Annotated in this window: 25 protein-coding genes; 9 read left to right on the top strand and 16 right to left on the bottom strand. The window is 65.9% G+C overall.

Features of this window, described 5'->3' with window-relative positions; translation table 11 throughout:
- Positions 1-3 precede the first annotated feature (3 nt).
- Positions 4-1,389, bottom strand: a complete 1,386-nt coding sequence (gene pcaB, locus CTA01S_RS12565; protein ID WP_062196021.1) for a 3-carboxy-cis,cis-muconate cycloisomerase — start codon at positions 1,387-1,389, stop codon at positions 4-6.
- Positions 1,390-1,621: 232 nt separating this feature from the next.
- Here pcaB and CTA01S_RS12560 point away from each other — a divergent pair, with 232 nt between their 5' ends.
- The gene (locus CTA01S_RS12560) at positions 1,622-2,395 is read left to right on the top strand and encodes an IclR family transcriptional regulator domain-containing protein (protein WP_026330053.1); all 774 of its coding nucleotides are present in this window, start codon (positions 1,622-1,624) and stop codon (positions 2,393-2,395) included.
- 43 nt (positions 2,396-2,438) lie between these two features.
- On the opposite strand, the gene CTA01S_RS12555 is transcribed toward CTA01S_RS12560, so the two are convergent.
- The 11 genes from CTA01S_RS12555 to CTA01S_RS12505 all read right to left on the bottom strand — a co-directional run bounded on the left by CTA01S_RS12555 (position 2,439) and on the right by CTA01S_RS12505 (position 13,275).
- Entirely contained in the window at positions 2,439-3,173 is a 735-nt protein-coding gene (locus tag CTA01S_RS12555; protein WP_019560141.1) for an amino acid ABC transporter ATP-binding protein, read from the bottom strand.
- 39 nt (positions 3,174-3,212) lie between these two features.
- Positions 3,213-3,881: an amino acid ABC transporter permease gene (locus tag CTA01S_RS12550; RefSeq protein ID WP_019560140.1), complete on the bottom strand. Its 669-nt coding sequence runs from the start codon at positions 3,879-3,881 to the stop codon at positions 3,213-3,215.
- Entirely contained in the window at positions 3,878-4,624 is a 747-nt protein-coding gene (locus CTA01S_RS12545) for an amino acid ABC transporter permease (protein WP_062196019.1), read from the bottom strand. The genes CTA01S_RS12550 and CTA01S_RS12545 overlap by 4 nt, the downstream gene beginning before the upstream one ends.
- 121 nt (positions 4,625-4,745) lie before the next feature.
- Positions 4,746-5,636: a transporter substrate-binding domain-containing protein gene (locus tag CTA01S_RS12540; RefSeq protein WP_019560138.1), complete on the bottom strand. Its 891-nt coding sequence runs from the start codon at positions 5,634-5,636 to the stop codon at positions 4,746-4,748.
- A gap of 88 nt (positions 5,637-5,724) precedes the next feature.
- Positions 5,725-6,621 carry an amino acid ABC transporter substrate-binding protein gene (locus tag CTA01S_RS12535; RefSeq protein WP_026330051.1) on the bottom strand — a complete coding sequence of 299 codons (897 nt, stop codon included), beginning with the start codon at positions 6,619-6,621 and terminating at the stop codon, positions 5,725-5,727.
- Positions 6,622-6,798: 177 nt separating this feature from the next.
- Complete coding sequence (locus CTA01S_RS12530; RefSeq protein ID WP_019560136.1) at positions 6,799-9,030, bottom strand: site-2 protease family protein; 2,232 nt, start codon at positions 9,028-9,030, stop codon at positions 6,799-6,801.
- A gap of 44 nt (positions 9,031-9,074) precedes the next feature.
- Positions 9,075-10,004, bottom strand: a complete 930-nt coding sequence (locus tag CTA01S_RS12525) for a LysR family transcriptional regulator (protein ID WP_019560135.1) — start codon at positions 10,002-10,004, stop codon at positions 9,075-9,077.
- Between the two features lie 28 nt (positions 10,005-10,032).
- Positions 10,033-10,875: a tryptophan 2,3-dioxygenase gene (gene kynA, locus CTA01S_RS12520; protein ID WP_062196016.1), complete on the bottom strand. Its 843-nt coding sequence runs from the start codon at positions 10,873-10,875 to the stop codon at positions 10,033-10,035.
- 10 nt (positions 10,876-10,885) lie between these two features.
- Positions 10,886-12,157 (bottom strand): kynureninase, encoded by a 1,272-nt coding sequence (gene kynU, locus CTA01S_RS12515; RefSeq protein ID WP_062196008.1) that lies wholly within the window; start codon positions 12,155-12,157, stop codon positions 10,886-10,888.
- Positions 12,158-12,171: 14 nt separating this feature from the next.
- On the bottom strand, positions 12,172-12,801 hold the full coding sequence (gene kynB / locus CTA01S_RS12510; RefSeq protein WP_062196005.1) for an arylformamidase: 630 nt from the start codon (positions 12,799-12,801) through the stop codon (positions 12,172-12,174).
- Positions 12,802-12,888: 87 nt separating this feature from the next.
- Positions 12,889-13,275, bottom strand: a complete 387-nt coding sequence (locus tag CTA01S_RS12505) for a YkgJ family cysteine cluster protein (RefSeq protein WP_062196003.1) — start codon at positions 13,273-13,275, stop codon at positions 12,889-12,891.
- Here CTA01S_RS12505 and CTA01S_RS12500 point away from each other — a divergent pair.
- Positions 13,274-13,663 carry a DUF2784 domain-containing protein gene (locus CTA01S_RS12500; RefSeq protein WP_062196001.1) on the top strand — a complete coding sequence of 130 codons (390 nt, stop codon included), beginning with the start codon at positions 13,274-13,276 and terminating at the stop codon, positions 13,661-13,663. The two genes, CTA01S_RS12505 and CTA01S_RS12500, sit on opposite strands and share 2 nt — an antisense overlap.
- Here the strand turns inward: CTA01S_RS12500 and argF are convergent.
- Together argF and CTA01S_RS12490 are read right to left on the bottom strand one after the other, a co-directional pair.
- Positions 13,629-14,561: an ornithine carbamoyltransferase gene (argF, locus tag CTA01S_RS12495; protein ID WP_019560129.1), complete on the bottom strand. Its 933-nt coding sequence runs from the start codon at positions 14,559-14,561 to the stop codon at positions 13,629-13,631. The two genes, CTA01S_RS12500 and argF, sit on opposite strands and share 35 nt — an antisense overlap.
- A gap of 8 nt (positions 14,562-14,569) precedes the next feature.
- Positions 14,570-15,781: an acetylornithine transaminase gene (locus CTA01S_RS12490; RefSeq protein ID WP_062196039.1), complete on the bottom strand. Its 1,212-nt coding sequence runs from the start codon at positions 15,779-15,781 to the stop codon at positions 14,570-14,572.
- A 275-nt stretch (positions 15,782-16,056) separates the two neighbouring features.
- On the opposite strand from CTA01S_RS12490, the gene CTA01S_RS12485 reads away from it, so the two are divergent.
- Positions 16,057-16,389: a DUF3579 domain-containing protein gene (locus tag CTA01S_RS12485; RefSeq protein WP_019560127.1), complete on the top strand. Its 333-nt coding sequence runs from the start codon at positions 16,057-16,059 to the stop codon at positions 16,387-16,389.
- 124 nt (positions 16,390-16,513) lie between these two features.
- Here the strand turns inward: CTA01S_RS12485 and rpsT are convergent, their stop codons facing one another.
- Positions 16,514-16,807, bottom strand: coding sequence for a 30S ribosomal protein S20 (gene rpsT, locus CTA01S_RS12480; protein ID WP_019560126.1), 294 nt, complete (start codon positions 16,805-16,807; stop codon positions 16,514-16,516).
- Positions 16,808-17,017: 210 nt separating this feature from the next.
- Here rpsT and murJ point away from each other — a divergent pair, with 210 nt between their 5' ends.
- Positions 17,018-18,574 (top strand): murein biosynthesis integral membrane protein MurJ, encoded by a 1,557-nt coding sequence (gene murJ, locus CTA01S_RS12475; protein ID WP_062195998.1) that lies wholly within the window; start codon positions 17,018-17,020, stop codon positions 18,572-18,574.
- A gap of 71 nt (positions 18,575-18,645) precedes the next feature.
- Entirely contained in the window at positions 18,646-19,500 is an 855-nt protein-coding gene (locus tag CTA01S_RS12470; protein ID WP_019560124.1) for a SirB1 family protein, read from the top strand.
- 16 nt (positions 19,501-19,516) lie between these two features.
- On the opposite strand, the gene purM is transcribed toward CTA01S_RS12470, so the two are convergent.
- On the bottom strand, positions 19,517-20,554 hold the full coding sequence (purM, locus tag CTA01S_RS12465; RefSeq protein ID WP_062195995.1) for a phosphoribosylformylglycinamidine cyclo-ligase: 1,038 nt from the start codon (positions 20,552-20,554) through the stop codon (positions 19,517-19,519).
- A gap of 159 nt (positions 20,555-20,713) precedes the next feature.
- On the opposite strand from purM, the gene hda reads away from it, so the two are divergent.
- From hda to folK, 4 genes are read left to right on the top strand one after another with little or no spacing between them, the layout of a single operon-like run.
- Positions 20,714-21,391 carry a DnaA regulatory inactivator Hda gene (gene hda, locus CTA01S_RS12460; RefSeq protein ID WP_019560122.1) on the top strand — a complete coding sequence of 226 codons (678 nt, stop codon included), beginning with the start codon at positions 20,714-20,716 and terminating at the stop codon, positions 21,389-21,391.
- Positions 21,388-22,068, top strand: a complete 681-nt coding sequence (locus tag CTA01S_RS12455) for a histidinol-phosphatase (protein ID WP_062195993.1) — start codon at positions 21,388-21,390, stop codon at positions 22,066-22,068. Before hda ends, CTA01S_RS12455 begins: the two co-directional genes overlap by 4 nt.
- Complete coding sequence (gene pcnB / locus CTA01S_RS12450) at positions 22,065-23,654, top strand: polynucleotide adenylyltransferase PcnB (RefSeq protein ID WP_062195990.1); 1,590 nt, start codon at positions 22,065-22,067, stop codon at positions 23,652-23,654. The genes CTA01S_RS12455 and pcnB overlap by 4 nt, the downstream gene beginning before the upstream one ends.
- The gene (gene folK, locus CTA01S_RS12445) at positions 23,644-24,147 is read left to right on the top strand and encodes a 2-amino-4-hydroxy-6-hydroxymethyldihydropteridine diphosphokinase (protein WP_062195988.1); all 504 of its coding nucleotides are present in this window, start codon (positions 23,644-23,646) and stop codon (positions 24,145-24,147) included. Before pcnB ends, folK begins: the two co-directional genes overlap by 11 nt.

The raw sequence follows: 24,147 nt of genomic DNA, 5'->3' as shown, positions 1-24,147 counted from the left end.
TGTTCAAAAGGGTCGGGGGGCGCGTTGTAGGCGTTGAGCTTGGGCCTCCAGGCTGTCGAGCTGCTCCAGCGCAATGCGTGCGGCCGGCTCGGCGGCTTGGTCGATGTCGAACAGCGGGTCGATGCGGTCGCGCAGGCCGCTCAGGGCCGCATCTTGGGCCAGGGCTTCCAGCGTGAGGTCGCGCAGAGGGCGCTTGGAGGCCAGGGCCCGTTGCGTGAGGCTTTCCATCAGGGCGTGGGCCGCGGCCTTGCCCATGGAGGTCGCCAGCAGCATCGAGACGGACTCGGCATGCACCAGGCCTTGCAAGGCCTCGATGTTGGCACGCATGCGCTCGGGATCGATGATGAGCCCTTCGGCGGCCTCGGCCAGCGCGGCCAGCGCGCCATGGGCGCTGAGGAACAGCCCCGCCCATTCGGCCAACTCGGCTTGCCAATTGCCCAGCCCCCGCTCGTGCTCTTGTGTCATGCTGGCCAGCAAGGCCGCCACCCGTTGCGGCGCGCGCGTGGCCGCCGCCAAGGCGGCCATGCTGGAGACCGGGTTGCGCTTGTGCGGCATGGCCGAAGATCCGCCGCGTCCGCTGCCCGAGGGTTCGGCCAATTCACCGATCTCGCCTTGGGCCATCAGCGAGAGATCGCGCGCGATCTTCCCCAGGCTGCCGCACAGCACGCCGAGCTCCGCGCCCAGCGCCACCCATTCGTCACGCTGGGTGTGCCAAGCCAGCGAAGACCAGGGCAAACCCAGCGCTTGCGCCATGCGCCGCGCCACCGCGGGGCCTTGCGGCCCCATGGCCGACAGCGTGCCCACGGCCCCGCCGAGTTGCAGCCGCAGCGCACGGGCGGCCGCCTCGCGCAGCCGCTGTTGGGCGCGCAACAGCGGCGCCACCCAGCCCGTCAGCTTGTAGCCCAGGGTCACGACCTGGGCCGGCTGCATCAGAGTGCGGGCGAGCACCGGGCTGCGCGCGTGCGTGCGGGCGCGGCTCAGCAAGGCGCCGATCAAGCGCGCAAGGTCGCGATCGATGGCGCCCAGCGCACGGCGGGTCACCAGCACCATGCCGGTGTCGATCACGTCTTGACTGGTGCTGCCCCAGTGCACATAGGCAGCGGCGGCCTTGTCGAACAGGGCCACCGTTTCGGTCAGCTTCTTCACCAGCGGGATGGCCAAGCTGCCGCTGCGACGGCCGTCGGCGATGAGCCCGGGCAAATCGTACAGGTCGGCTTTGCACACGCTGGCGATCGCTTGCGCGCAAGCCATGGGCATCAAGCCCTCCTCGGCCTGCGCGCGAGCCAGCGCGGCTTCGAAATCCATCATGGCTTGAATCACCGAGGACTCGCCAAAGAGCTCGAGCATCTCGGTGGTGGACAAAAAGCCTTCGAAGAGGACCGTGGACATGAGGTGAGGGCCGTCGCAGCGGCCGTGCGCGGCACGACGGCAGGGGTTTAGAGATTTTCAATCAGGGCGATAGTCGCACTGTTGGTTGTTGAACGAACAACGACAGGCAATCTAGGCTATATTGCCGCGCAGAACAAGCCTTCCGTGCCGAAGGATGCGGTGATCGATCCTTGTGTGCGGCAAGCGCGCGATGTGTGGTCATCAGAAAGGGGCAACGATGTCGCTCACAGCCATGTCCGGGCCTGAGTTTCAAGTGCAAAAGCGCGATTTCATCGCGGGGCTGGAAAAGGGCTTGGCGGTGATCGAGGCTTTCGATCAAGAGCAGTCACGCCTGTCGATGACCGAAGTGGCTCAGCGCACCGGCTTGACCCGTGCGGCGGCGCGGCGCTATCTGCTGACGCTGACCCACCTGGGCTATGTGGCCTACGACGGGCGCATGTTCTCCATCACGCCCAAGGTGCTGCGCCTGGGCCAGTCCTACATCCATTCGGCCCGACTGCCGCGCATCGTGCATCCACAGTTGCACAAGCTGGCGCATGCGCTGCAAGAGGCGTCCTCCGCCGGGGTGCTGGATCGCAACGATGTCATCTGCATTGCGGCCACCACCGCCGGTCGGGTGGTGTCGGCCACGCTGCAGCCGGGCACGCGTGTGCCGGCCTACTGCACTGCCAATGGCCGCGTGTTGCTGGCGGCTTTGCCGCAGGAGAAGGTCGATGCCTGGCTGGACGAGCAGCGGCTCGAGCCGCTCACGCCGCACACCATCACGCACAAAGACCGGCTGCGCATCGAAATCGCCCGGGCCCGCGCCCAGGGCTTTGCCGCGGTCGATCAAGAACTGGAGCTGGGCCTGCGCACGCTGTCCGTGCCTTTGCGCAACCTGCGCGGCGATACGGTGGCGGCGATCAACGTCAGTGTGCATGCCGCACGCATGTCGATGAGCGAGCTGCAGGATCGCTGCCTGCCTGCCTTGCTGCAAGTGCAGGCCCAGGTGCGCAACTTGCTGTAGCCCGGGCCTGCCGGCTGTGGCGCCGCGCGGCGCCACGGGCCGCTCAGTGCTGCAGGATCTTCGAGAGGAACTCCCGCGCGCGCGGTGTGCGGCGTTCGGGCTGACCGAAGAAGTCGTCCTTGGCACAGTCTTCCAGAATGCGCCCCTGGTCCATGAAGATCACGCGGTGGCTGACCTTGCGCGCAAAGCCCATCTCGTGCGTGACGCACATCATGGTCATGCCTTCCTGTGCGAGTTGCACCATCACATCGAGCACCTCGCCCACCATCTCGGGGTCGAGCGCCGAGGTGGGTTCATCGAAGAGCATCACGATCGGGTCCATGCTCAGCGCTCGAGCAATGGCCACACGTTGCTGCTGCCCCCCCGAGAGCTGGCCGGGAAACTTGTCCTTGTGAGCCATCAGGCCCACGCGGTCGAGCATCTTCAAGCCACGCTCGCGCGCTTCGTCCTTGCTGCGACCCAAGACCTTGACCTGCGCCAGCGTGAGGTTGTCGGTCACCGACAGGTGCGGGAAGAGCTCGAAGTGCTGGAACACCATGCCCACGCGCGAGCGCAGCTTGGGCAGGTTGGTCTTGGGGTCGTTGACGGCCACCCCATCGACCAGGATCTCGCCTTTCTGGATGGGTTCCAGGGCATTGACAGTTTTGATCAGTGTGGACTTGCCCGAGCCTGATGGGCCGCAGACCACCACCACTTCGCCCTTGTTGACGGTGGTGGTGCAGTCGGTCAGCACTTGGAAGTTGCCGTACCACTTGCTGACGTTCTTGATTTCGATCATTGCCGACATGATGTCGTCTCTCCTGCAAAGGCATCGCGCTCAGCGCACGATGGCGATTTTCTTCTGAAGCCGCTTGACCCACTGCGACAGCGCAAAGCAGATCACGAAATACAGCACCGCCGCGGACAAATACGCTTCGACCGGGCGCCCCAGGTTCTTGCCCGCGGTCTCGAAGCCTTTGAGCATGTCATACGCGCCGATGGCGTAGACCAGCGAGGTGTCCTGGAACAGGATGATGGTTTGCGTCAGCAACACCGGCAGCATGTTGCGCAAGGCCTGCGGCAGGATCACGAAGCGCATGTTTTGGGCATAGGTCAAGCCCATGGCCTGGCCGGCGTAGACCTGCCCGCGTGGAATGGACTGAATCCCCGCCCGCATGATTTCCGAATAGTAGGCGGCCTCGAACAAGGTGAAAGTGATCACTGCCGACAGTTCGGCCCCGATGGGACGCCCCAGCACGAAAGGCATCAAGAGGAAAAACCACAGGATCACCATCACCAGCGGGATGGACCGCATGCCATTGACGTAGATGGTGGCCGGCACGGCCAGCCAAGCCCGGCCGGACAAACGCATCAGGGCCAGCACGGTGCCCAAGACGATGCCGCCGACCATGGCCACCAAGGTCAGCTCGATGCTGAACAGCAGACCTTTCCACACGAACTGGCTGATGAGATCCCAGTTGTAGAACGACCAATCCAGCGTGATCATTTGCCGGCTCCCACCAAACCAGGAACGCGAACACGGCGCTCCAACCAGCCCATGAATTGGTTGACGCCGAAGGCCGAGACGACGTAAAGCGCGGTCACGCCCAGGTAGATCTCGATGCCTCGGGAGGTTTCTTCCTGTGCTTGCATCGCAAACAAGGTCAGCTCAGCGATCGACACCGCAAAGGCCACCGAGGAGTTTTTGATGATGTTCATGGCCTCGGAAGTCAAAGGCGGCAGCACCAACCGCAAGGCCATCGGCAGGATCACGTAACGGTAGGTTTGCACCGTCGTCAACCCCAGGGCGGCGCCGGCCATGGCTTGACCCCGCGGCAACGCCTGGATGCCCGCGCGCACTTGCTCGGCCACGCGTGCCGAGGTGAACAGACCCAAGCCGACGATGACCAGCACGAAAGGCGACACCTCACGCATCGCGGGCACCAAGGCGGGCACCACGTGATACCACATGAAGATTTGCACCAACAGTGGAATGTTGCGAAACAGCTCCACCCAGGCGGTGGCTGCCCATTGAATCCACCGGGGGCCGGTGGTGCGCAGGGTGCCCACCACGATGCCGGTCATCAGGGCGATGAGCCAGCCACAGCCAGCCACGGCGAGAGTCCAGCCCCATGCCGAGATCATCCAATCCAGGTAGGTGTGGCCGCCGTCCTGGCCGAAACAGCCGGACACGATGGTGTTCTCCAAGGTGTCACGGCAAAAGACCTGCCAGTCCCATTGATATGCCATAGTCCAGTCTCCACGACCCCCGCGCATCGCGCCGCAAGCGCCACGCCAGGGTCGAGCAGCGTGCAAGACAACGGCCCGCCAAGAAGGCGGGCCGCGCGTTGAGCCGAAGCCGTGCCGGGGCTTACTTCGCCGCGTACGACTCCATCGGGTTGTCGTTGGGGTTGGCGAACAGCGCCTTCAACGTGTCGCCCATGGGCAGGTTGACGTTGACGTTCTTCGGCGGGATGGGTTGGGTGAACCACTTGTTGTAAAGCTTGGTGAGTTCCCCGCTCTTCATCAAGCCGCGGATCGAGTCGTCCACTGCCTTCTTGAAGGCCGGATCGTCCTTGCGCAGCATGATGGCGATGGGCTCGACCGACAGCACCTCGCCAACGATTTTGAAGTCCGCCGGGTTGCGCGAATTGGCGATCAAGCCCGCAAGCAGGTTGTCGTCCATCACGAACGCGTGTGCACGGCCGGACTCCAGAATCAGGAAGGAGTCGGCATGGTCTTTGCCGAGGATCTCATTGAACTGGATGTTTTCGGCGCGCTTGTGGCGACGCAGGTGCTGCACCGAGGTGGTCCCGGTGGTGGTCACCACGGTACGGCGGTCCAAGTCGGCGATGGAGTCGATGTTGGACTTCGTGTTGACGGCCATGCGGACTTCGGTCACATAAGTGGTCAACGCAAAGGCCACCTGTTCTTGCCGCGCGCGGTTGTTGGTGGTCGAGCCGCATTCGATGTCTACCGTGCCGTTTTGCACCAGCGGAATGCGGTTCTGCGAGGTCACGGGGGTGTACTCGATGGTGGGCTTGATGCCCAATTGCTTGCCGATGTCCGCCAGCACTCGTTCGCACAACTCGACATGGTAGCCGGTGTACTTACCGCCACCCAGGGTGTAAGACAGCGGGATGGACGAGTCACGCACGCCCATCACGACTTTGCCGGTGTCTTTGATTTTTTTCAGCGTGTCGGCCTGGGCGGCGCCCAGGGCCAGGACGAGGGCTGCAACGGTCAGCAGCGACTTCTTCATCGACAGTCTCCAATCAAGGGAAAAGCCCGTGAGGGCCAGACAAAGGCGTCAGTGCCTTGGCGATGTGATGCGCCTCGGCCCGATCGCCTCAAAACGGCACTTGGTCCGTGGGGTATTTCCAGAAATCCTTGAGCAAATAGCTCATCGGCACGTTCAGGTTCTGCCCTTTGGGCGGGATGGGCCGCATGAACCACTTGTCGTAGATGCGCTGCGCTTCGCCGGACAGAATCAGGCGGCGCATCTCGGCATCGACGATTTGCTTGAACGCCGGGTCGTCTTTGCTGAGCATGATGGCCAGCGGCTCGATGGTCAGAAACTTGCCCACCACTTTGAAGCGGGACGGGTCCGGCGCCGAGGCAATCAAGCCGTAGAGCAAGACATCGTCCATGGCAAAACCGTCGGCCTGGCCTTGCTCCACCATTTGCAAAGCTTGAGCATGGTCGGCCGCTTCCAGAATCGTGATGCGCAGCAGCCGTTCACGGTTGGCTTGGTCGATGGCCCGCATCGGCGTGGTGCCCTTGGTCGAGACCAGACGCTTGCCGCCGAAGCCGTTGAGATCGTCGATCGGGCTGTCGGCTCGCACGAGATAGCGTGCTCCGGTGATGTAGTGGGGCACCGTGAAGGCCACGCTTTTGCGGCGTTCGGCGTTGTTGGTGGTCGAACCACATTCCAGATCGGCTTGGCCTTCGATGATGGCGGCCATGCGATTGGCCGGGGTCACCAGGTGGTACTGCACCCCCAAGGACTTCAGGTCCAAGGCTTTGCGCACCGCTTCGGCGATGCGCAGGCAAAGATCCACCGCATAGCCCAGCGCTTGCCCCTTGGCATCCACATAGGACAGCGGCACCGACGATTCCCGGTGGGCAATGACGATGTGTCCCCGCTGGGCGATGCGGTCGAGCACCGGATGAGACTCGGCACCCATGGCGGGGCTCAACCAGGCACCGAGCAGGCATGCGGCCAGCCACAAACGACGGCAAGTCATAGCGTCACGCGTAAGAGTGGAAGACGAGAAAGCGCGCCAGCGCGGATGGTGATGGAGGTTGACCCGTTCTGGGGGCTAGCGGCCGATACAGGGGCCCCGACTTTGCTCGGCAGCCACGGACAACGGTCGATCGCGCGCAGTATACCGAAGCGCGAACACGTGCCTGCGGGGATGCGCTCATCGAGGCTTGGGGGCAGGGCTCGCGGGGTGCAGGCGCAGATAGGCTTGCGACAACAGCTCGCGCAAAGACGCCTGCGGGTGCACCCGCAAAGCCTCGATGTCCAAGCGGACCCAATGCGCCGTGGCCCCGTCGCGGCCGGGCATCAACAACAAGGGCTGGCCCTCGATGTGACCCACGTGCCACCAGCCCAAGACCTCGTCGATACGGACTTCACAGGGCAAGCCGGGGGCCGAGGCGCATTCGACGACGATCTTGGCGCGGGTGGGGCTGCCATCGGGGGACTGCTGTGGCGCAAGTCGTGCAGCCAAACGCGGTCGGCTCTGGCGCAACGGGAGGACGTCGCCGATGGGCGCCAGCTGCAGCCAGGGATCGACGCTCAAGCCATCGCGCGTGCGATACACCTCGATCAGCTCCGTGGGCAGGGAGGCGCCCAGGCGCTGTTGCAAGGTGGCCAGGCCCAAAGGCGTGGCCGCGTGGCGGGCGGTGGGATCGGTCGGTGACAGTGCCAAGACCAGCTCACCCACGCTCCACTGACGCACCAAGGCTTCGTGCTCTCGTGAGCGCAGCGCCTGCCGTTCGGGTTCGCTCATGAAGGCGGCGCGGCCGACCTGCACCAGCTGCGGGCCAAGGGCCAAAGGCAAGGCCAGCGCGGCCAGATGAAGGGCCGCCACGCCCAGCGCCCAAGGGCCCTTCAGGGGCCGTGACCTCAGCTGGGTGATCAACTCGTCGACCATGCCGATGCGCTGCCGCAGCGAGGCCCGGGCAGGCACCACTCGCTCCAGGGTTTGGAACGCCAGTCGTGCCAGGGCGCGAGCATCGGCGGGCTTGCGCGCGCGGGCCGTGCGGGCATAGAGCCGCTCGAAGCGCATTTGGCGCCACAGACCTCGCCAGCTCAGCGCTTTGAGCAGGATCAGCGCCCAGGCGATGGTCCAGCCGACGAACCACCACAGCGCCAGCAGACCCAGCACGGCCAAGCCTTCCAGCGCGATGCGCACCACCACATGGCGCGCCGGCAGCAGGGCTTCGAGGACGCGCCCGCCATCGAAGGGGTGCAAGGGCAGCAGGTTCAAGGCATTGACCAGCAACAGGAGCCAGCCCAGTTGCACGAGCTCGGGGCGTGCCGGCGGCCAGCCAAGCAGCGCAGCGCCCAGCAGCAAGCCCGGCAGCGGGCCGGCCAGGCTCACGATGACTCGGTGCCAGGCAGGGGGGTGACTCGACTCGCCGAAGGCCACGCCACCGATCAGTGGCAGCATCAGCATCTGCATGTGGCGGTAGCCCAGAGCGCGCAGGGCCAGATAGTGGCCGGCTTCGTGCAGCGCAATGACCACCAGCAGCAGACCCGCGAAGGGCCAGCCCAACAGCCCTCCTCCGAGCACGAGGCACAGCGCGAGGCTCAGGCCGTACAGCGTCCACTGCACCACCGCAGGAGGGCTGTGCTTGGGCCGCGCATGCGTGGCGATGTAGAGCATCAGGCTGCGCTCCAGCGGCGCCGAGGTCTTTCGCGCCGGCGATTGCGGCGGCAGTTGCTGGAGGGTGTGCACCAGGCGCTTGATCTGGCGGGTCAGGAAATACCCCAGAGCCGGCAGCTTGCGCGGTGCGATGCGCAAGGACTCGCCTTCGGGCTCGCACCAACCGGCTTGCACCACAGCCTGCAGGCAGCGCTGCTCATAGGCCCCGAGCCGGGCCTCGATGTCCTCGGGGTCGCCCCAGGGCAGGAAGTCCTGCAAGCCTTCGGCGCGCATCGCATCGAGCTGGGCTGCATACTGGTCTTTCACCGACGGGAAGCTGTCGCCTGCGAGGCGCTGCACTTTGGGATCGGCCGGGAACAAATGCATCGGCACGTTCGAGGTGAGCACCATCGGCCCGTCTTTCAATTCGGCCAGCAAGCTCAGGATGGGCACATTGGGCAACTCCGGCAGGCTGGGGCCGGTCAGCTGCGCGACGATGGGGAAGTGGAAGTGGCGAAATACCCGTATCGGCTGCCAGGGGGTCCATTCGCTGGGGGTGGCCAGCGCTTGCGCCGCATGCGAGAAGCGAAAGCCCAGCTCGGCCAGTTCGGCTTCGATCGGGCTGAACAAGTCCTCGATCGCCGCCTGCAGCCTCGGTGGGGCGGGGCGGCGCCTCAAGTGGCTGGGCAGCCGCAGGCTGGCCAACGCACGGATCCTGGCCACCACCGGCGCCAGCAACCCGATCCCCGCGATGGCCACTGCCAACACTGCCCAACTCATGCTCGCTCCTCGGTGTGGTCCGTGCGCGCTCGTCGATGGCCGCATCAGGCCGGATGCGTCAGCTTCAGATATTCCCACAAGGCTTGGGCCGCGGGCCGCACATGTTTGGCGGCTTCAGGGCGCTCGCGGTAAATCCGCACGTCCATGGTCACTTCATAGAGGGCCGGGTCGGTCGCTGCGCTCACCAGACGTCGGCTACGGGCTTCTTTGCGCACCGAACTGCCAGGCAGGAAGGCCAGCCCATGGCCTTCGAGCGCCATGGCCTTCAGGCCCTCGGCCATGTCGGTCTCGTAAATGGTTTCCAGGTGCAGCGGCACGGGCGAGCGCTGCTTGATCGATTCGACCAGGCGGCCCAGGTAGGCGCCAGCGGCATATCCGAGCAAGGGCACGGGCCGCTGCGGCGTGCCCTGAGTGAGCAGGAACAGCGGCCGACCGTCCGGGCCGGCTTTGGCATATGGTGCCAGCGTCTCCACGCCCAAGGTCAGCATTTCGTAACGCTCCGGGTTGATCTGCAAGGGCTGCGAGGCATGGTGGTAGGCAATCAGCAGATCGCAGCTGCCTTCGGTCAAGCGCAGCACCGCGTCGTGCACGTTGAGGGCGATCAGTCGGCTCTTGATCGGCGCGAAGCGCTCGCGCAGGCGGGTGATCCAATGCGGAAAGAAGGTGAAGGCCAAGGTGTGGGGCACGGCAAACTCGATCAGGTCCTGCCCCGTGGCGCGGTGCGCGCGCATCAGGTTGCGCGTGGCTTGCAGCGTGCCGAGAATCTCCAAGGCCTGCGCCAGAAAAGTTTCTCCGGCCGGCGTCAGTCGCGTCGGGTACGAGGATCGGTCCACCAAGTCCACGCCGATCCATGCCTCCAGCGCTTGGATGCGGCGCGAGAAGGCCGGTTGTGTCACGTGTCGCAACTGTGCCGAGCGCGAGAAGCTGCGTGTCTCGGCCAGGCTCACGAAGTCTTCAAGCCATTTCGTTTCCACGGCGCGCAATGTCCTCGGGGGGGCAAGATCATAGGTCGGTCCGCAGCTTCCAGATCTCGGGGAAAAGCACCACGTCGAGCATCTTGCGCAAGTAAGCCACGCCCGAGGTGCCACCCGTGCCGCGTTTGAAGCCGATCACGCGCTCGACCGTGGTCACATGGCGAAAGCGCCACAAGCGGAAGGCGTCTTCCAGATCGGTGAGTTTTTCGCCGAGCTGGTACAGATCCCAGTGCTGCGCAGGTTGGCGATAGACCTGCAGCCAGGCCTGTTCGACCTGGGCACTTTCCACGTAAGGCTGGGTCCAGTCGCGCTCGACGTGGCTGGCCGGCACTGGCAAGCCGCGCCGCGCCAGCAAGCGCAGCGATTCGTCATACAGGGACGGCGCCCGCCAAGCCGCTTCCACCTCGGCCAGACGGCGCGGGTTGTGGGCATGCGGCTTGAGCATGGCCACGTTCTTGTTGCCCAACGCAAACTCGATGCAGCGGTACTGCCAACTCTGAAAGCCGCTGGAGTTCGACAGATACGGGCGGATGGCCGAATATTCCGGCGGGGTCATCGTGGCCAACACGTCCCACGCATGCACGAGCTGCTCCATGATCTTGCTCACCCGCGCCAGCATCTTGAAGGCCGCAGGCAGTTCGTCACGGGCCACGCAGGCGATGGCCGCGTGCAGCTCGTGCAGCATCAGCTTCATCCACAGCTCGCTGGTTTGATGCTGCACGATGAACAGCATTTCATTGTGGTCGGGCGACAGTGGATGCTGAGCACTGAGGATCTCGTCCAAGTGCAGGTAGTCGCCATAGCTCATGTCTTTGGAGAAATCGAGCTGGGCGCCTTCGGCGCGCACGATGTCTTCGGGTCGCTCAGTCATGGGGACGTTCTCAGGTCACCGCGGCACGCTGATGGAAGCGGGCTTCACGCCATTGCCCGCTGTCCATCACCTGAACCAACTGTTCCACCGCATCCCATACATCGACGAAGCGGGTGTACAGCGGCGTGAAGCCGAAGCGCAGGATGTCGGGCATGCGCGGGTCGCCGGCGCGGAAGTCGCCCACCACCTGTCGACTGATCAGCGCCTGCACGATGGCGTAGCCCCCTTCCGCGCGGGTCAGGCAGACTTGGCTGCCACGATGCTCGGGCTCGCGTGGGGACACCACGGTCAGGCCATGCCCCGCGCAGCGCGCCTCGACGAGTTCCGCAAACAAGGAGGTCAGCGCGATCGACTTCTCGCGCAAGGCTGCCATGCCCCCCAAGGGTTCGGCCGCCAGCACGGTATCCACTCCGCACTCCAGCGCGCTCATGGCGATCACCGCCGGCGTGCCGCACAAGTAGCGCGCGATGCCCGGCGCGGGCTCGTAAGAGGGGCTGAAGCGGAAGGGCTCGGCATGTCCCATCCAGCCCGCCAGCGGTTGCCAGAAGCGCTGCACATGGCGCGGGTGGACCCACACGAAGGCCGGTGCGCCTGGACCGCCATTGAGATATTTATAGCCGCAGCCCACGGCGAAGTCGGCGTCGGCCCCATGCAGGTCCACCGGCACGGCCCCGGCCGAATGCGCCAAGTCCCACACCACGAGGGCGCCGGCAGCGTGCGCCGCGCGCGTGAGCGCCGCCATGTCGTGCATGTGGCCGGTGCGGTAGTTCACGTGCGTCAGCAGCAGCACGGCCACCTCCTCGGTCAGCGCCGCGGGCAGCTCCTCGGCTTCGACGAGCTCGAGCCTCCAGCCGCGTTCGTGGGCCAGGCTTTCGGCGATGTAGAGGTCGGTCGGGAAGTTGCTGCGCTCGGACAGGATCACCCGCCGCTGCGGATGGTCTTGCCCCATGATGTGGCTGGCGGCCATCAGCACCTTGTAGAGGTTCACCGAGGTCGAGTCGGCGGCCACCACCTCGCCGGCGCGCGCGCCGATGAGCCGCGCGATCTTGTCGCCGACGCGCCGCGGCAGGTCGATCCAGCCCGCGGTATTCCAGCTGCGGATCAAATCGCGCCCCCATTCCTCGCGCAGCACCTGCTGCAGCCGCCCAGGCGTGGCACGCGGCAGCACGCCCAGCGAATTGCCGTCGAGGTAGATCCAGCCTTCTGGAATGTCGAACCACTCACGCAAAGGGGCAAGGCGGTCTTGGGCGTCCAGTGCCAGGCAGTCTTGTCGTGTGATCATGTCGGCGTGTCCGGTCAGGGCAGCTCGCGCAGCACGGCGCGCACCGGGCTGGCATCGGCTTCCATCCATTTCAGGGGCAAGGCGATCAGCTCGTAATCGCCCTCGGGCACCTCGTCGAGCACGAGGTTCTCCAACACGCGCAAATCCCGCTTGAGCAGCACCTGGTGGGCGTCCAGGGTTTTGCTCGAAGCCGGGTCCACCGAAGCCGTGTCGATGCCCACGAGCCGCACCCCTTGGTCGGCCAGCCATTCCAGCGTCTGCGGCGCAAAGGCGCTGAAGTCATCGACCCAACGGTCGACCACCGCCCGCGCGCAGGTGCGCACCAGCACGCGCGCCGGCAGCTGCGCTTGCGCATGGGCCAAGTGCTCCGGACGCACCAGCGGCCCCACGCCGATGGCATGGATCACCCGGCACGGGCCCAAGTACGGCGCCAGGTCCAAGGCGCCGATGGGCGCCGCGCCGTTGGCATAGTGCAGCGGCGCATCGGCATGGGCGCCGGCATGCGGCGAGGTGGTGATGCGGCTGACGTTGACCGGACAGCCCGGCCCGAGCGTGGCGCTCCAGACCTGAGCGTAAGGCGTATCCCCGGGAAACACCGGACTGCGCGAATGCAGCGGCGGGGAGATGTCCCACAGGCGTTTCATGGCGAGCGCTTGGCATTGGAGAAGCCGGAATTTCAGCACCGCCGACCGCGGTGTGGTGTCGGTTATTTCCAACGCCACGCCAAATTCTTAGCCGATTCCAGCCAAAGGGGGAAGGCCATGACGAGCGCGAGCGCGTGTGCAAGCCTCGTCCGGCAGCCCCACAGGGGCCAAAGCGCCGAACTCGCGGCATGGCGAGGGCCGCCACTCGTAGATGCCGCAGTGCGCGTTCACGCCCACCTGGCCCACCAGGGCCGCGCAGCGGGGGCGGGCGTGGTCGGTGCCGCGCATGCGGCGGATGGTGTCGGTCACCTCCACCGTCAGCCCGGCGGGCACGCAGCCGCCAGCCTCGTCGAGCTCATCGCGCGCGAAGTCCACGCGGAAGCTGGCGCAGCAGGCGCCACAGCGGGTGCAGGGGTTGTCGGCCACCGCGCCCACCTCGGCATGGTTGCGTTCGTCGTTGTAGTCTGTGGTCATGATCTACCGCGCGCTTGCCGATCTGTTGGTCCTGTTGCACCTGGGCTTCGTCGTGTTCGTGGTGCTGGGCGGCTTTCTGGTGTGGCGCTGGCCTCGCCTGGTCTGGGCCCACCTGCCGGCGGCCGCCTGGGGCGCCTGGATCGAATTGAGCGCAGGCATCTGCCCGCTCACGCCTTTGGAGAACCATCTGCGCCAGGCTGGCGGTCAGGCGGGCTACACCACGTCATTCGTCGAGCACTACGTGATGCCACTGCTGTATCCGGTGGGGCTCACGCCGGCCGTCCAAGCCTGGCTGGGCATCGGCGTGATGGCCATCAACGCGCTGGCTTATGGCCTCTGGGGGTGGCGGCGTCTCAGCCGATCCGACCGAGCAACAGGTACTCCATGAGGACTTTTTGCACGTGCATCCGATTCTCCGCCTCGTCCCAAACGACCGATTGTGGGCCGTCGATGACCTCGGCGGCGACTTCTTCACCGCGGTGCGCCGGCAGGCAGTGCATGAACAGGGCATCGGGCTTGGCCACGGCCATCATCTCGGCGTCCACACACCAGTCGGCGAAGGCTTGGCGGCGTTGTTCGTTCTCGGCTTCGAACCCCATGCTGGTCCACACGTCGGTGGTGACCAGGTCGGCACCGCGGCAGGCATCCATCGGGTCTTTGAAGGTCTTGTAGCAGCTCGCATCGCGGATGCCGGCCACGGCCGGATCGACTTCGTAGCCGCTGGGCGTGCTCACATGCACCGTAAAGCCCAGGACTTCGGCCGCTTGCAGCCAGGTGTTGGCCATGTTGTTGCCATCGCCCACCCAGGCCACCACTTTGCCTTGGATCGAGCCGCGGTGCTCGATGTAGGTGAAGATGTCGGCCAGGATCTGGCAAGGGTGGAATTCGTTGGTCAGCCCGTTGATGACCGGTACGCGCGAATGCGCCGCAAACGCTTCGAGCTTGGCTTGCTCGTAGGTGCGGATCATCACCAAGTCCACCATGCGGCTGATCACGCGCGCGGTGTCTTCGATCGGTTCGGCACGGCCGAGCTGGCTGTCGCCGGTGGTCAGGTGCACCACCGAGCCGCCCATTTGGTACATGCCCGCTTCGAAGCTCACGCGCGTGCGGGTGCTGGCCTTCTCGAAAATCATCGCCAAGGTGCGATCGACGAGCGGCTGGTATTTTTCATAGTTCTTGAAGCGCTTCTTGATCACTGCGGCGCGCTCGAAGAGGTAGGCATATTCCTCGGCGCGGAAGTCCTTGAACTGCAAGTAGTGCTTCATCAGCGAGTCTCCGGGTTTCATGGCCGACCTCATGCTGCAGGGGCCGTCAGAAAGGACTTCACCAGCGGGGCGAGCTTGGCAACGATTTCCTCGGCTTCGGTCTCGGTGAGGATGAGCGGGGGCACGATGCGGATCACCTTGTCGGCCGTCACGCTGATCAGCAAGCCGGCGTCCATTGCCTGGCCGAGCAGGGCGCCGCAGGGGCGGTCCAACTCGATGCCCAGCATCAGGCCCTGTCCGCGGATCTCGACCACGCCGGGCACGGCGCCGAGTTCACGGATGAGGCCGGCTTTGAGCGCCGCGCCCACGCGCGTGGCTTGGTCCAGCAAGCCTTCTTCTTCCATGATGCGCAGCGTTTCGAGGCCAGCGCGCATGGCCAAGGGGTTGCCCCCGAAGGTCGTGCCGTGGTTGCCGGGTTGCAGGACGTGCGCGGCTTTCGGGCCGGCCACCACGGCGCCGATGGGCACGCCCGAGCCCAAGCCCTTGGCCAAGGGCATCACATCGGGCACGATGCCGGCCCACTGATGCGCAAACCATTTGCCGGTGCGGCCGATGCCACACTGCACCTCATCGATCATCAGCAACCAGCCGCGCTCGTCGCACACGCGGCGGACTTGCCTGAGGTATTCGGCACGGGCCGGGTTGACGCCGCCTTCACCCTGAATGGTTTCCAGGAACACCGCCACCACGTTGGGGCGGGTCTTGGCCACGTCTTCCAGAGCGGCCGCATCGTTGAGCGGGATGCGCACGAAGCCCGGCACCAGGGGGCCGAATCCGGCCTGCACCTTGGGGTTGCCGGTGGCCGACAACGTGGCGATCGAGCGGCCGTGGAACGCCTTTTCATAGACCACGATCTCGGGCAGCTCGATGCCCTGGTCGTGCCCGAACTTCCGTGCGATCTTGATCGCGGCCTCGTTGGCCTCGAGACCGGAGTTGCAGAAAAAGACATTCGTCATGCCCGACAGGGCGACCAGCTTGGCGGCCAGCTGCTCCTGCAAGGGCATTTGGTAGTAATTCGAGCAATGGATCAGGCGGGCGACCTGGTCCTGCAGGGCCGCAACGAGCCGTGGATGGGCGTGCCCCAGGGTGTTGACCGCGATGCCGCCCAAGGCGTCGAGGTACTCTCGTCCGTCGGTGTCCCAGACCCGGCAGCCTCGTCCATGCGACAACGCGATCGGCAGCCGACCGTAGGTGTTCATCACATGAGGCATCGACGAGTTTGCGGTCTGGGGAGCGTTCATGGCGTCTTTTGCAAAAGAAAATCGCGGCAGCAAGCCCTGCACCCGCAGGGCCCCCCACCGCGTCGGCCATCCCATTCTAGGGCAGGCGCTGCCCCAGCGGCATGAAAGCCGCACGACAGCTCGGCCGTGCCATCATCGCGGCGGCAGGAATCCGACGGAACCTCGGGCAAGTCTTATATAAGATATCATTCGCAAGACCTGTCGCTGCAGGAACCCGCCTACACTTCTCAGCTCAGCGCGGCCGCCACAAGCGGCATATCGAGAGTCTGTACCGCATGACCCACCCCAAACCCCGTGAGATCTTCATTCAGGGGATCACCCGCGACGGCCGCATCTTCCGTCCCAGCGACTGGGCCGAGCGTCTGGCCGGTGTGATGTCGTGTTTTCGACCGGCCGGGGGGCAGCCGGGCCGCTCAGGGCCTTTGGGGTATTCGCCCTATTGCGTGCCCACCGTGGTGGGGGGCGTCAAGTGCGTGGTGGTCAACGAGGCCATCCGGCAAATCGAGCCCATGGCCTGGGACTTCGTGATGAACTTTGCCCGCGACAACGACCTGCAGATGGTCGAAGCCTGTCTGATTCCCGATCCGCCGGACTCGCCCCGAGACTGAAGGCCCGCAACGCTGGGGATGCCCGCCAGAGGCGCCCCATGGCACGCCCCAGGCATGACCGCCAGCCAGGCATGAAAAAGGGCTCGCCATGCGAGCCCTTTGCGATCTCAACCCGGTTGGCGCTTCAGGCGGCCAGGGCCTTGATCGATGCCGACAGGCGGCTCTTGTGACGAGCGGCCTTGTTCTTGTGGAAGATGCCCTTGTCCGCGATCGAATCGATCACTTTTTGGGCGTGCTTGAACAGTTCGGCGGCGCGGGCCTTGTCGCCGGCCGCCACGGCCTTCTGAACGTTCTTGATGACCGTGCGGAACTTGGACCGCAGTGCCGTGTTCGCGGCGTTGAGTTTGACATTCTGGCGGGCGCGCTTGCGGCCCGACGCGATACGGACGGTCTTCTTGGCTTTGGACGAAGTGGCCATGGACGGATGGATCTGATTCGGGTTGAGCGAAACTCGAAGTATAGCATGGACGAGCCTGCATGCCCATGGTCCGTGCCCAGGGGTGGCCGCATCCCGCAGGAAGGGGCCAGGCATCGCTGCTGCGGCCGTCTGCGGGGCTCTCGACGGTGGGGCTCTCTATAATCGCGGCGCGTTTTCCCGAAGGCGCGCGTCCAGCGCTGCGCTGCTCACATGAATCTGCTGCGCGCCGCTTCCACCGTCTCTTTGCTGACCCTGGCCTCGCGAATCACCGGATTGGTGCGCGAGCTGTTGATGGCGACCATCTTCGGCGCCTCGGCCTGGACCGACGCCTTCAACGTGGCCTTCCGCCTGCCGAACCTGTTGCGCCGCTTGTTTGCCGAAGGGGCGTTCTCCCAGGCCTTCGTACCTCTTTTGGCCGAAAGCCGCGCGCGCCAGGGCGACGAGGCCACCCGATCCTTGGTCGATGCCGTGGCCACGGTGCTGGTCTGGGTCTTGCTGTTGACCTGCGTGCTGGGCGTGGCAGCCGCGCCGGTGCTGGTGTATGCGATCGCTGCCGGGCTGCGGCAGTCGGCCCAAGGTTTCGAGGCGGCGGTCGTGATGACCCGTTGGATGTTTCCCTACATCGGCTTCATGTCGCTGGTGGCGCTGTCCGCCGGCATCCTGAACACCTGGAAGCGTTTTGCGGTGCCGGCGGCCACGCCGGTGTTGCTCAATGTGGCGATGATCGCCGCCGCCTGGGGGCTGACGCCGCGCTTCGAGGCTTGGGGGCTGCCGGGCATTTATGCGATGGCCGCGGGCGTGATGCTGGGCGGCGCGCTGCAACTGGCCGTGCAGGTGCCGGCCTTGGCGCGCATCGGCATGCTGCCACGCTGGTGCGGGCTGGGCACGGCTTGGCGGCATGCCGGGGTGCAGCGCCTGCTGCTGATGATGGCCCCTGCCGTGCTGGGGGTGGCCGTGGCCCAGGTCTCGCTGCTCATCAACACGCAGATCGCCTCCTTTCTCGGCGAGGGCCGGGTGTCTTGGCTCACGTATGCGGATCGCCTGATGGAGTTCCCCACGGCGTTGCTCGGGGTGGCCCTGGGCGTGGTGCTGCTGCCTCAGCTGTCGGCCGCGCAAGCCGTGGGCGATACGCGCCGCTACAGTGAGTTGCTCGACTGGGGCTTGCGTTTGGTGTTGCTGCTGGCATTGCCCAGCGCCGTGGCGCTGTTGGTCTTTGGTCGGCCGCTGGTGTCGGTGCTCTACCACTACGGGGCCTTCGACGATGGCGATTTGCGCCAGACCAGTCTGGCGCTGATGGGCTACGGCGTGGGCTTGGTCGGCCTCATCGGCATCAAAGTGTTGGCGCCGGGCTTTTATGCCCGTCAGGACATCCGCACGCCGGTGCGCATCGCGATCGTGGTGCTCGTGCTCACACAGGCCATGAACCTCGTGTTCGTGCCGTGGGTGGGGCATGCAGGACTGGCCCTGTCGATCGGTGTGGCGGCCTTGATCAATGCCGGCTGGCTGCTGTGGGGCTTGCAGCGCCAGGGGGCCTACGCGCCTCGGCCGGGCTGGCGGCGCTTCGTCGTGCAGGTCATGGCCGGCTGCGCCGTGCTGGGGGTCGGATTGGCCGGCGCCGCCGAGGGGCTGGACTGGGCCGCGCTGCGCGCCACGCCGTGGCTGCGCGTGGGCTGGATGGTGCTGTGCCTGGGTGTGGCGGCCGTGGCGTACTTTGGCACGCTGGCGGCCGTGGGCGTGCAACTGCGTCAGTTCGCCCGGCGGGCTTGAACGCCGCGGCCCTCGTGATGGGAGGGCCTTGGGGGTCGGCGCGGCCGATGCGTCGGCCTACACTTGAGGTCATGCACTATGGCCCTTCGACCGCGCTGGACTACTTCGCGACCTTGGTGGCCGACGATGCCGCCTTTCCCTTGACCGAGGCGGCGCTGTCCTTGGCCCAGGACGAGTTTCCCGATTTGGACGTCCAAGGGGTCTTGGCAGAGATCGACGCACTGGCCGAGCGGCTCAAGCGTCGCTTGCCGGCCGACAGTTCTGCGCTGCATCGCCTGCGCATGCTCAACCATTACTTTTTCGGAGAGTTGGGTTTCGCGGGGAATGTGAATGATTACTACGACCCCTACAACAGCTGTTTGAACATCGTGCTGCAGTCACGCCGCGGCATTCCGATTTCCCTGGCGGTGCTGTACATCGAGCTGGCTCACCAGGTGCGCTTGCCGGCCCAAGGGGTGTCCTTTCCCGGCCATTTCCTCGTGAAGCTGCGCATGTCCGGCGGCGACGTCGTGATCGACCCGTTCAGTGGGGTGTCGCTGTCGCGCGAGGACTTGGAGGAGCGCTTGGCACCGTACAAGCGTCAGCAGGGGTTGATGGGTGAATTCGACCTGCCGCTGGGGCTGTTCCTGCAAGCCGCTTCGGGGCGGGAGGTGATCGCGCGCATGCTGCGCAACCTCAAGGAGATTCATCGCACCCAGGAAGACTGGCCGCGCCTGCTGGCGGTGATGCAGCGTTTGGTGATCCTGCTGCCCGATGCTTTGGACGAGTTGCGCGACCGTGGGCTGGTCTATGCCGAGCTGGGCCGACGCGAGGAGGCCATGGCCGATTTGGCCGATTACGTCCACAAGGCCCAGCAGGCCAGCGACCGCATGGCCATCGCCCAGCGGCTGGAGGCGCTGCGCGGCACGGGGCCGCGCTGGCATTGAGCGGGGGAAGGCGGGGTCAGACCACCTGGGTGGGCGGCTCGTCGCCTTGGCGCGCTTCGATGCGGCCGATGGTGTAGACCGTCTGGCCCTGCTGGCGCAACACCTCGGCCGCGCGGGCTGCCTCGCTGGGCGCCACGACGAGGACGAAGCCGATGCCGCAGTTGAAGGTGCGGTGCATTTCCGATTCGGCCACGGCGCCTTCGCGCTGCAGCCACTGGAAGATTTCGGGCCGCGGCCAAGCATCGCCTTGCAGCACGGCCTTGGTGTGGGCGGGCAGGCAGCGCGGGATGTTTTCCAGCAGACCGCCGCCGGTGATGTGGGCCATGCCCTTGATGCGCACGGTCTTCATGGCCTGGAGTACGGGCTTGACGTACAGGCGCGTGGGGGCCATCACGCGGTCGCGGAAGGGCTGGCCGTCCAAGGTGGCCGGCAGTCCCGCGGGGCCCACGCGCTCGACGATCTTGCGCACCAAGGAGTAGCCGTTCGAATGGACGCCGCTGGAGCTCAGGCCCAGCACCACGTCGCCCGGGGCGATGTCGCGCCCGTCGACGATGCCGCTCTTTTCGACCACCCCGACGCAAAAACCGGCAAGGTCGTACTCGCCCGGGGGGTACATGCCCGGCATCTCGGCGGTTTCACCGCCGATGAGCGCACAGCCCGATTCCTCACAGCCGCGGGCGATGCCGCCCACCACACGGGCGGTGGTGTCCACGTCGAGCTTGCCGCAAGCGAAATAGTCCAGGAAGAACAGCGGTTCGGCGCCTTGCACCAGCACGTCATTGACGCTCATGGCCACCAGATCGATGCCCACGGTGTCGTGCATCCCCCACTCGAACGCCAGTTTGAGCTTGGTGCCCACCCCGTCGGTGCCGGAGACGAGCACGGGCTCGCGGTAACGCTTGGGGATCTCGAACAGGGCGCCGAAGCCCCCAATGCCGCCGAGCACGCCTTCGCGCAGCGTGCGGCGCGCCAGGGGTTTGATGCGTTCGACGAGGGCATCGCCCGCGTCGATGTCGACGCCGGCGTCACGGTAAGACAGGGAGGTGTGGGACATGGTCGGTGCGCGGGCGGCGTCGTGCCGGCCCGATAGAATTTGGGCGGATTTTACCGGCCAGCCCCGACACCGAAGGTGTGGCGCTGGCCGTCTTTGATGTTGGATCCCCTGCGAGTCTGAGATGACCTTGCGTCCTTGCCTGTTGGCGTGTGCGCGTCCATGAGGCAGCTGCCCCTGGGCCTGGGGCCCGCCGACCCCTGCAGTTTCGATAACTTTCACGCGCTCGGCAACGAGGCCGTGGTGGCGCATCTGCGCGCGCTGGCCAACGCGCCGGTGGCCAGCGCGCCGGTCTATCTTTGGGGGGCGCGCGGCACGGGCAAGACCCATTTGCTGCGTGCCTGGACCGAAGCGGTGAGTGCGCCGGGCGGTCGGGTGGGCTGGTTCGATGCGACCACCCCGCTGCCTTGGGAGCACGACGAGGATTGGCGGGGCGTGGTGTTCGATGGCGTGCACGCATTCGACGCGGGCCGCCAGCACGCCGCGTTCGTCTTGTTCGCGCAGGCCACTGCCATGGGGCAGCAGGTCGTGGCCGCCGGCGCCGTGCCGCCGGTGGACTTGGCCGTGCGAGAGGATTTGCGCAGCCGCCTGGGCTGGGGCCCCGTGTTTCAGCTGCAAGCCTTGCCCGAGGAGCATTGCCGCGCGGCCTTGCGGCGCGAGGCCGACCGCCGGGGCATTTTTCTGTCCGACGAAGTGATGAGCTATCTGATGACGCGCTTCGAGCGCGACCTGGGCAGCCTGATGAGTCTGCTCGATCGTCTGGATCGTTTCGCGCTGGCGCAGCAGCGGGGCGTGACCATTCCTTTGCTCAAGCGCATGCTGGCCGAGGAGGCCTTGTGACGCATTTCCGCAATTTGTGCCTGTTCGATCTGGATCACACGTTGTTGCCGATCGATTCAGACCATGCCTTTGGGGAGTTCTTGGTGCGCATCGGCTGGGCCGACGGCGACACCTTCCGGCGTGGCAATGACCACTACTACGCCCAATACCTGGCCGGCCGCCTGAACTTGGACGAATACATCGACTTCAGCACGGCGCCATGGCGCTGCCGCCGACCTGAGGAGCAGCGGGCCGTGCAGCAGCGCTTCGTCGAGGAGGTGGTGCGGCCGATGCTGCATCCGAAGGCTGTGGCGCTGGTGCGTGAGCATCAGGCGCGCGGCGACTTGGTGGCCATCGTGACGGCGACCAACGAGTTCGTCACCACGCCGATTGCGGCGGCCTTCGGCGTGGAGCATCTGTTGGCCGTGCAGTTGGAACGCGATGCAAGCGGTACCATCACGGGCCGCATCCACGGTGTGCCGTCCTACCGTGAAGGCAAGGTGACCCGTGTGGATCAGTGGCTGGCCGGTCTGGGGGCGCACTGGTCGCAGTTCGAGCGCACGAGCTTCTACAGCGATTCGCCCAACGATTTGCCCCTCCTGGAGCGGGCCAGCGACCCGGTGGCGACCAATCCGTCGCCGGCGCTGGAATCCCTGGCCCGCCAGCGGGGCTGGCGCATATTGAAACTTTTCGAATGATCAAAAAGCTGATCGACAAGCTGCTGGGCAAGACCGGCGGCCGGCAGGCCGCCCCCCGGCCGGGCATGCCGGTGCTGGGCCGACGGGTGGAAGTGCCCAAGTCCGTGCACGGCATCGACCCTGCTTGGGTGGACGAGCGCGCCGTGAAGGTGGTGCGCACGCTCACCGAGGCGGGCTACGAGGCTTATATCGTCGGCGGTGCCGTGCGCGACTTGCTGCTGGGCTTGCGTCCCAAGGATTTCGATGTGGCCACCAATGCCACGCCGGAGCAGGTCAAGGCGCTGTTTCGACGTGCTTTCATCGTCGGTCGGCGCTTTCGCATCGTGCATGTGGTGTTCGGCCGCGGGCGCGACCACGAGGTGATCGAGGTCTCGACATTTCGCGCCTATGTCGATGCCGCCTCTGCCGAGCAAGTGCAGGGCAATGAAAAAACATCGAAATCACAGATCGCCGACAAAAACCACGTGGTCGATGCCAGCGGGCGGGTGCTGCGCGACAATGTCTGGGGTCCGCAGATCGAAGACGCCGCGCGCCGCGATTTCACGATCAACGCGATGTACTACGACCCGCAGCGCGAGATCGTGGTCGATTACCACGGCGGCATTGCCGATGTGAAAAAGCGTGTGCTGCGCATGATTGGCGATCCGCCCACCCGCTACCGCGAGGATCCGGTGCGCATCATCCGTGTGGTGCGCTTTGCGGCCAAGCTGGGTTTCGAGATCGAACCCAAAACGCGCGAGCCCATTCAGCGCATGGCCCACCTGCTCGACAATGTGCCGGCCTCGCGCCTGTTCGACGAGATGATCAAGCTGCTGCAGACCGGCCATGCGCTGGCCAGCCTGCAGGAGCTGCGCAAACATGGTTTGCACCGCGGCGTCTTTCCCATTCTCGATGTGGTGCTCGATGAGCAGCAACGGCACGACGGGCGCGAAAAGTTCGTGCAGCTGGCGCTGGCCGACACCGATCGCCGTGTGGCCGAAGGCAAGCCGGTGGCGCCCAGTTTCATGTTGGCCTGCATGCTCTGGCATGACGTGCAGGACCGCTGGCAGCGTCGCCAGGCACAGGGCGAATCGGCCTCCCAGGCCTTGGGGCTGGCCATCGATGAGGTCTTCGATGCCCGCATCGGCGACATTTCCGGCCGCGGCAAGCTGGCGGCGGACATGCGCGAGATCTGGATGATGCAGCCGCGCTTCGAGCGGCGCAGCGGCCATGGCCCCTTCACGCTGGTGCAGCAGCCGCGTTTTCGAGCGGGCTTTGACTTCCTCAGATTGCGTGCAGAGGCTGGCGAGGTCGACCCGGCGCTGGCCCGCTGGTGGGAAGAGTTCTCCCAGGCCGACGAGTCGGGCCGGCACAGCCTGCTGGAGGCGGTGCGCGAGCAGCAGCGCGCCGCCCAGCGCAGCCGGGGCCGCCGCAAGCCGGCGCACTTAGAGGCTCATGGCGATGCGCTGGCCGAAGCGCAGGGCGCTGGTGCGTCGGTGGCGCCTTCGGGCGAGGAGGCTGCGCCAGCGCGCAAGCGCCGGCGTCGCCGTCGCAAGAGCGCTGCCGCAGCAGCCGCCCCGGCGGGCGATGCGTCGCATGAGCCCTGACCGCTGCGTGCGACGCGCCTACGTCGGGTTGGGCGCCAATTTGGGCGATCCTCTGGACAGCTTGCGCCGGGCGGCTGCCGCCTTGCGCGCTCGTGCCGGGGTGTCGGGCTGGGCGGCTTCGCCGATCTACCGCACCCGGCCGCTGGATGCCGACGGCCCGGACTACTTGAATGCGGTCGTCGCCTTCGACACCGCTGAAACCCCGCAATCGCTGCTGCACGCCTTGCAGGCCCTGGAGCGGGCGCATGGGCGCCAGCGTCCCTACCGCAATGCGCCACGCACGCTGGATCTGGATTTGCTGCTGATCGATGCCTTGCAGTTGGAGCAGCCCGAGCTGGTGTTGCCGCACCCTCGCATGCACGAACGCGCATTCGTGCTGGCTCCGCTGGCCGATCTGGCGCCGGGGCTGGTCATCCCCGGGCGGGGAGAGGTGCGTTTACTGTTGGCGAGCCTGCCCGACCAGGGCATCGAACGTCTGGACGACTCCCTGTAA

The sequence above is a fragment of the Caldimonas taiwanensis NBRC 104434 genome (assembly GCF_001592165.1).
Lineage (GTDB): Bacteria > Pseudomonadota > Gammaproteobacteria > Burkholderiales > Burkholderiaceae_C > Caldimonas > Caldimonas manganoxidans.
The sequence above is the reverse complement of the archived record's forward strand: the minus strand, read 5'-3'. Positions and strand labels throughout refer to the sequence as shown.

Excerpts from the sequence above, each read along its gene's own strand:
- pcaB (WP_062196021.1), bottom strand. The coding sequence starts at position 1,389 with ATGTCCACGGTCCTCTTCGAAGGCTTTTTGTCCACCACCGAGATGCTC.
- CTA01S_RS12560 (WP_026330053.1), top strand. The coding sequence starts at position 1,622 with ATGTCCGGGCCTGAGTTTCAAGTGCAAAAGCGCGATTTCATCGCGGGG.
- CTA01S_RS12555 (WP_019560141.1), bottom strand. The coding sequence starts at position 3,173 with ATGATCGAAATCAAGAACGTCAGCAAGTGGTACGGCAACTTCCAAGTG.
- CTA01S_RS12550 (WP_019560140.1), bottom strand. The coding sequence starts at position 3,881 with ATGATCACGCTGGATTGGTCGTTCTACAACTGGGATCTCATCAGCCAG.
- CTA01S_RS12545 (WP_062196019.1), bottom strand. The coding sequence starts at position 4,624 with ATGGCATATCAATGGGACTGGCAGGTCTTTTGCCGTGACACCTTGGAG.
- CTA01S_RS12540 (WP_019560138.1), bottom strand. The coding sequence starts at position 5,636 with ATGAAGAAGTCGCTGCTGACCGTTGCAGCCCTCGTCCTGGCCCTGGGC.
- CTA01S_RS12535 (WP_026330051.1), bottom strand. The coding sequence starts at position 6,621 with ATGACTTGCCGTCGTTTGTGGCTGGCCGCATGCCTGCTCGGTGCCTGG.
- CTA01S_RS12530 (WP_019560136.1), bottom strand. The coding sequence starts at position 9,030 with ATGAGTTGGGCAGTGTTGGCAGTGGCCATCGCGGGGATCGGGTTGCTG.
- kynA (WP_062196016.1), bottom strand. The coding sequence starts at position 10,875 with ATGACTGAGCGACCCGAAGACATCGTGCGCGCCGAAGGCGCCCAGCTC.
- kynU (WP_062196008.1), bottom strand. The coding sequence starts at position 12,157 with ATGATCACACGACAAGACTGCCTGGCACTGGACGCCCAAGACCGCCTT.
- kynB (WP_062196005.1), bottom strand. The coding sequence starts at position 12,801 with ATGAAACGCCTGTGGGACATCTCCCCGCCGCTGCATTCGCGCAGTCCG.
- CTA01S_RS12500 (WP_062196001.1), top strand. The coding sequence starts at position 13,274 with ATGATCTACCGCGCGCTTGCCGATCTGTTGGTCCTGTTGCACCTGGGC.
- CTA01S_RS12505 (WP_062196003.1), bottom strand. The coding sequence starts at position 13,275 with ATGACCACAGACTACAACGACGAACGCAACCATGCCGAGGTGGGCGCG.
- argF (WP_019560129.1), bottom strand. The coding sequence starts at position 14,561 with ATGAAACCCGGAGACTCGCTGATGAAGCACTACTTGCAGTTCAAGGAC.
- CTA01S_RS12490 (WP_062196039.1), bottom strand. The coding sequence starts at position 15,781 with ATGAACGCTCCCCAGACCGCAAACTCGTCGATGCCTCATGTGATGAAC.
- CTA01S_RS12485 (WP_019560127.1), top strand. The coding sequence starts at position 16,057 with ATGACCCACCCCAAACCCCGTGAGATCTTCATTCAGGGGATCACCCGC.
- rpsT (WP_019560126.1), bottom strand. The coding sequence starts at position 16,807 with ATGGCCACTTCGTCCAAAGCCAAGAAGACCGTCCGTATCGCGTCGGGC.
- murJ (WP_062195998.1), top strand. The coding sequence starts at position 17,018 with ATGAATCTGCTGCGCGCCGCTTCCACCGTCTCTTTGCTGACCCTGGCC.
- CTA01S_RS12470 (WP_019560124.1), top strand. The coding sequence starts at position 18,646 with ATGCACTATGGCCCTTCGACCGCGCTGGACTACTTCGCGACCTTGGTG.
- purM (WP_062195995.1), bottom strand. The coding sequence starts at position 20,554 with ATGTCCCACACCTCCCTGTCTTACCGTGACGCCGGCGTCGACATCGAC.
- hda (WP_019560122.1), top strand. The coding sequence starts at position 20,714 with ATGAGGCAGCTGCCCCTGGGCCTGGGGCCCGCCGACCCCTGCAGTTTC.
- pcnB (WP_062195990.1), top strand. The coding sequence starts at position 22,065 with ATGATCAAAAAGCTGATCGACAAGCTGCTGGGCAAGACCGGCGGCCGG.
- folK (WP_062195988.1), top strand. The coding sequence starts at position 23,644 with ATGAGCCCTGACCGCTGCGTGCGACGCGCCTACGTCGGGTTGGGCGCC.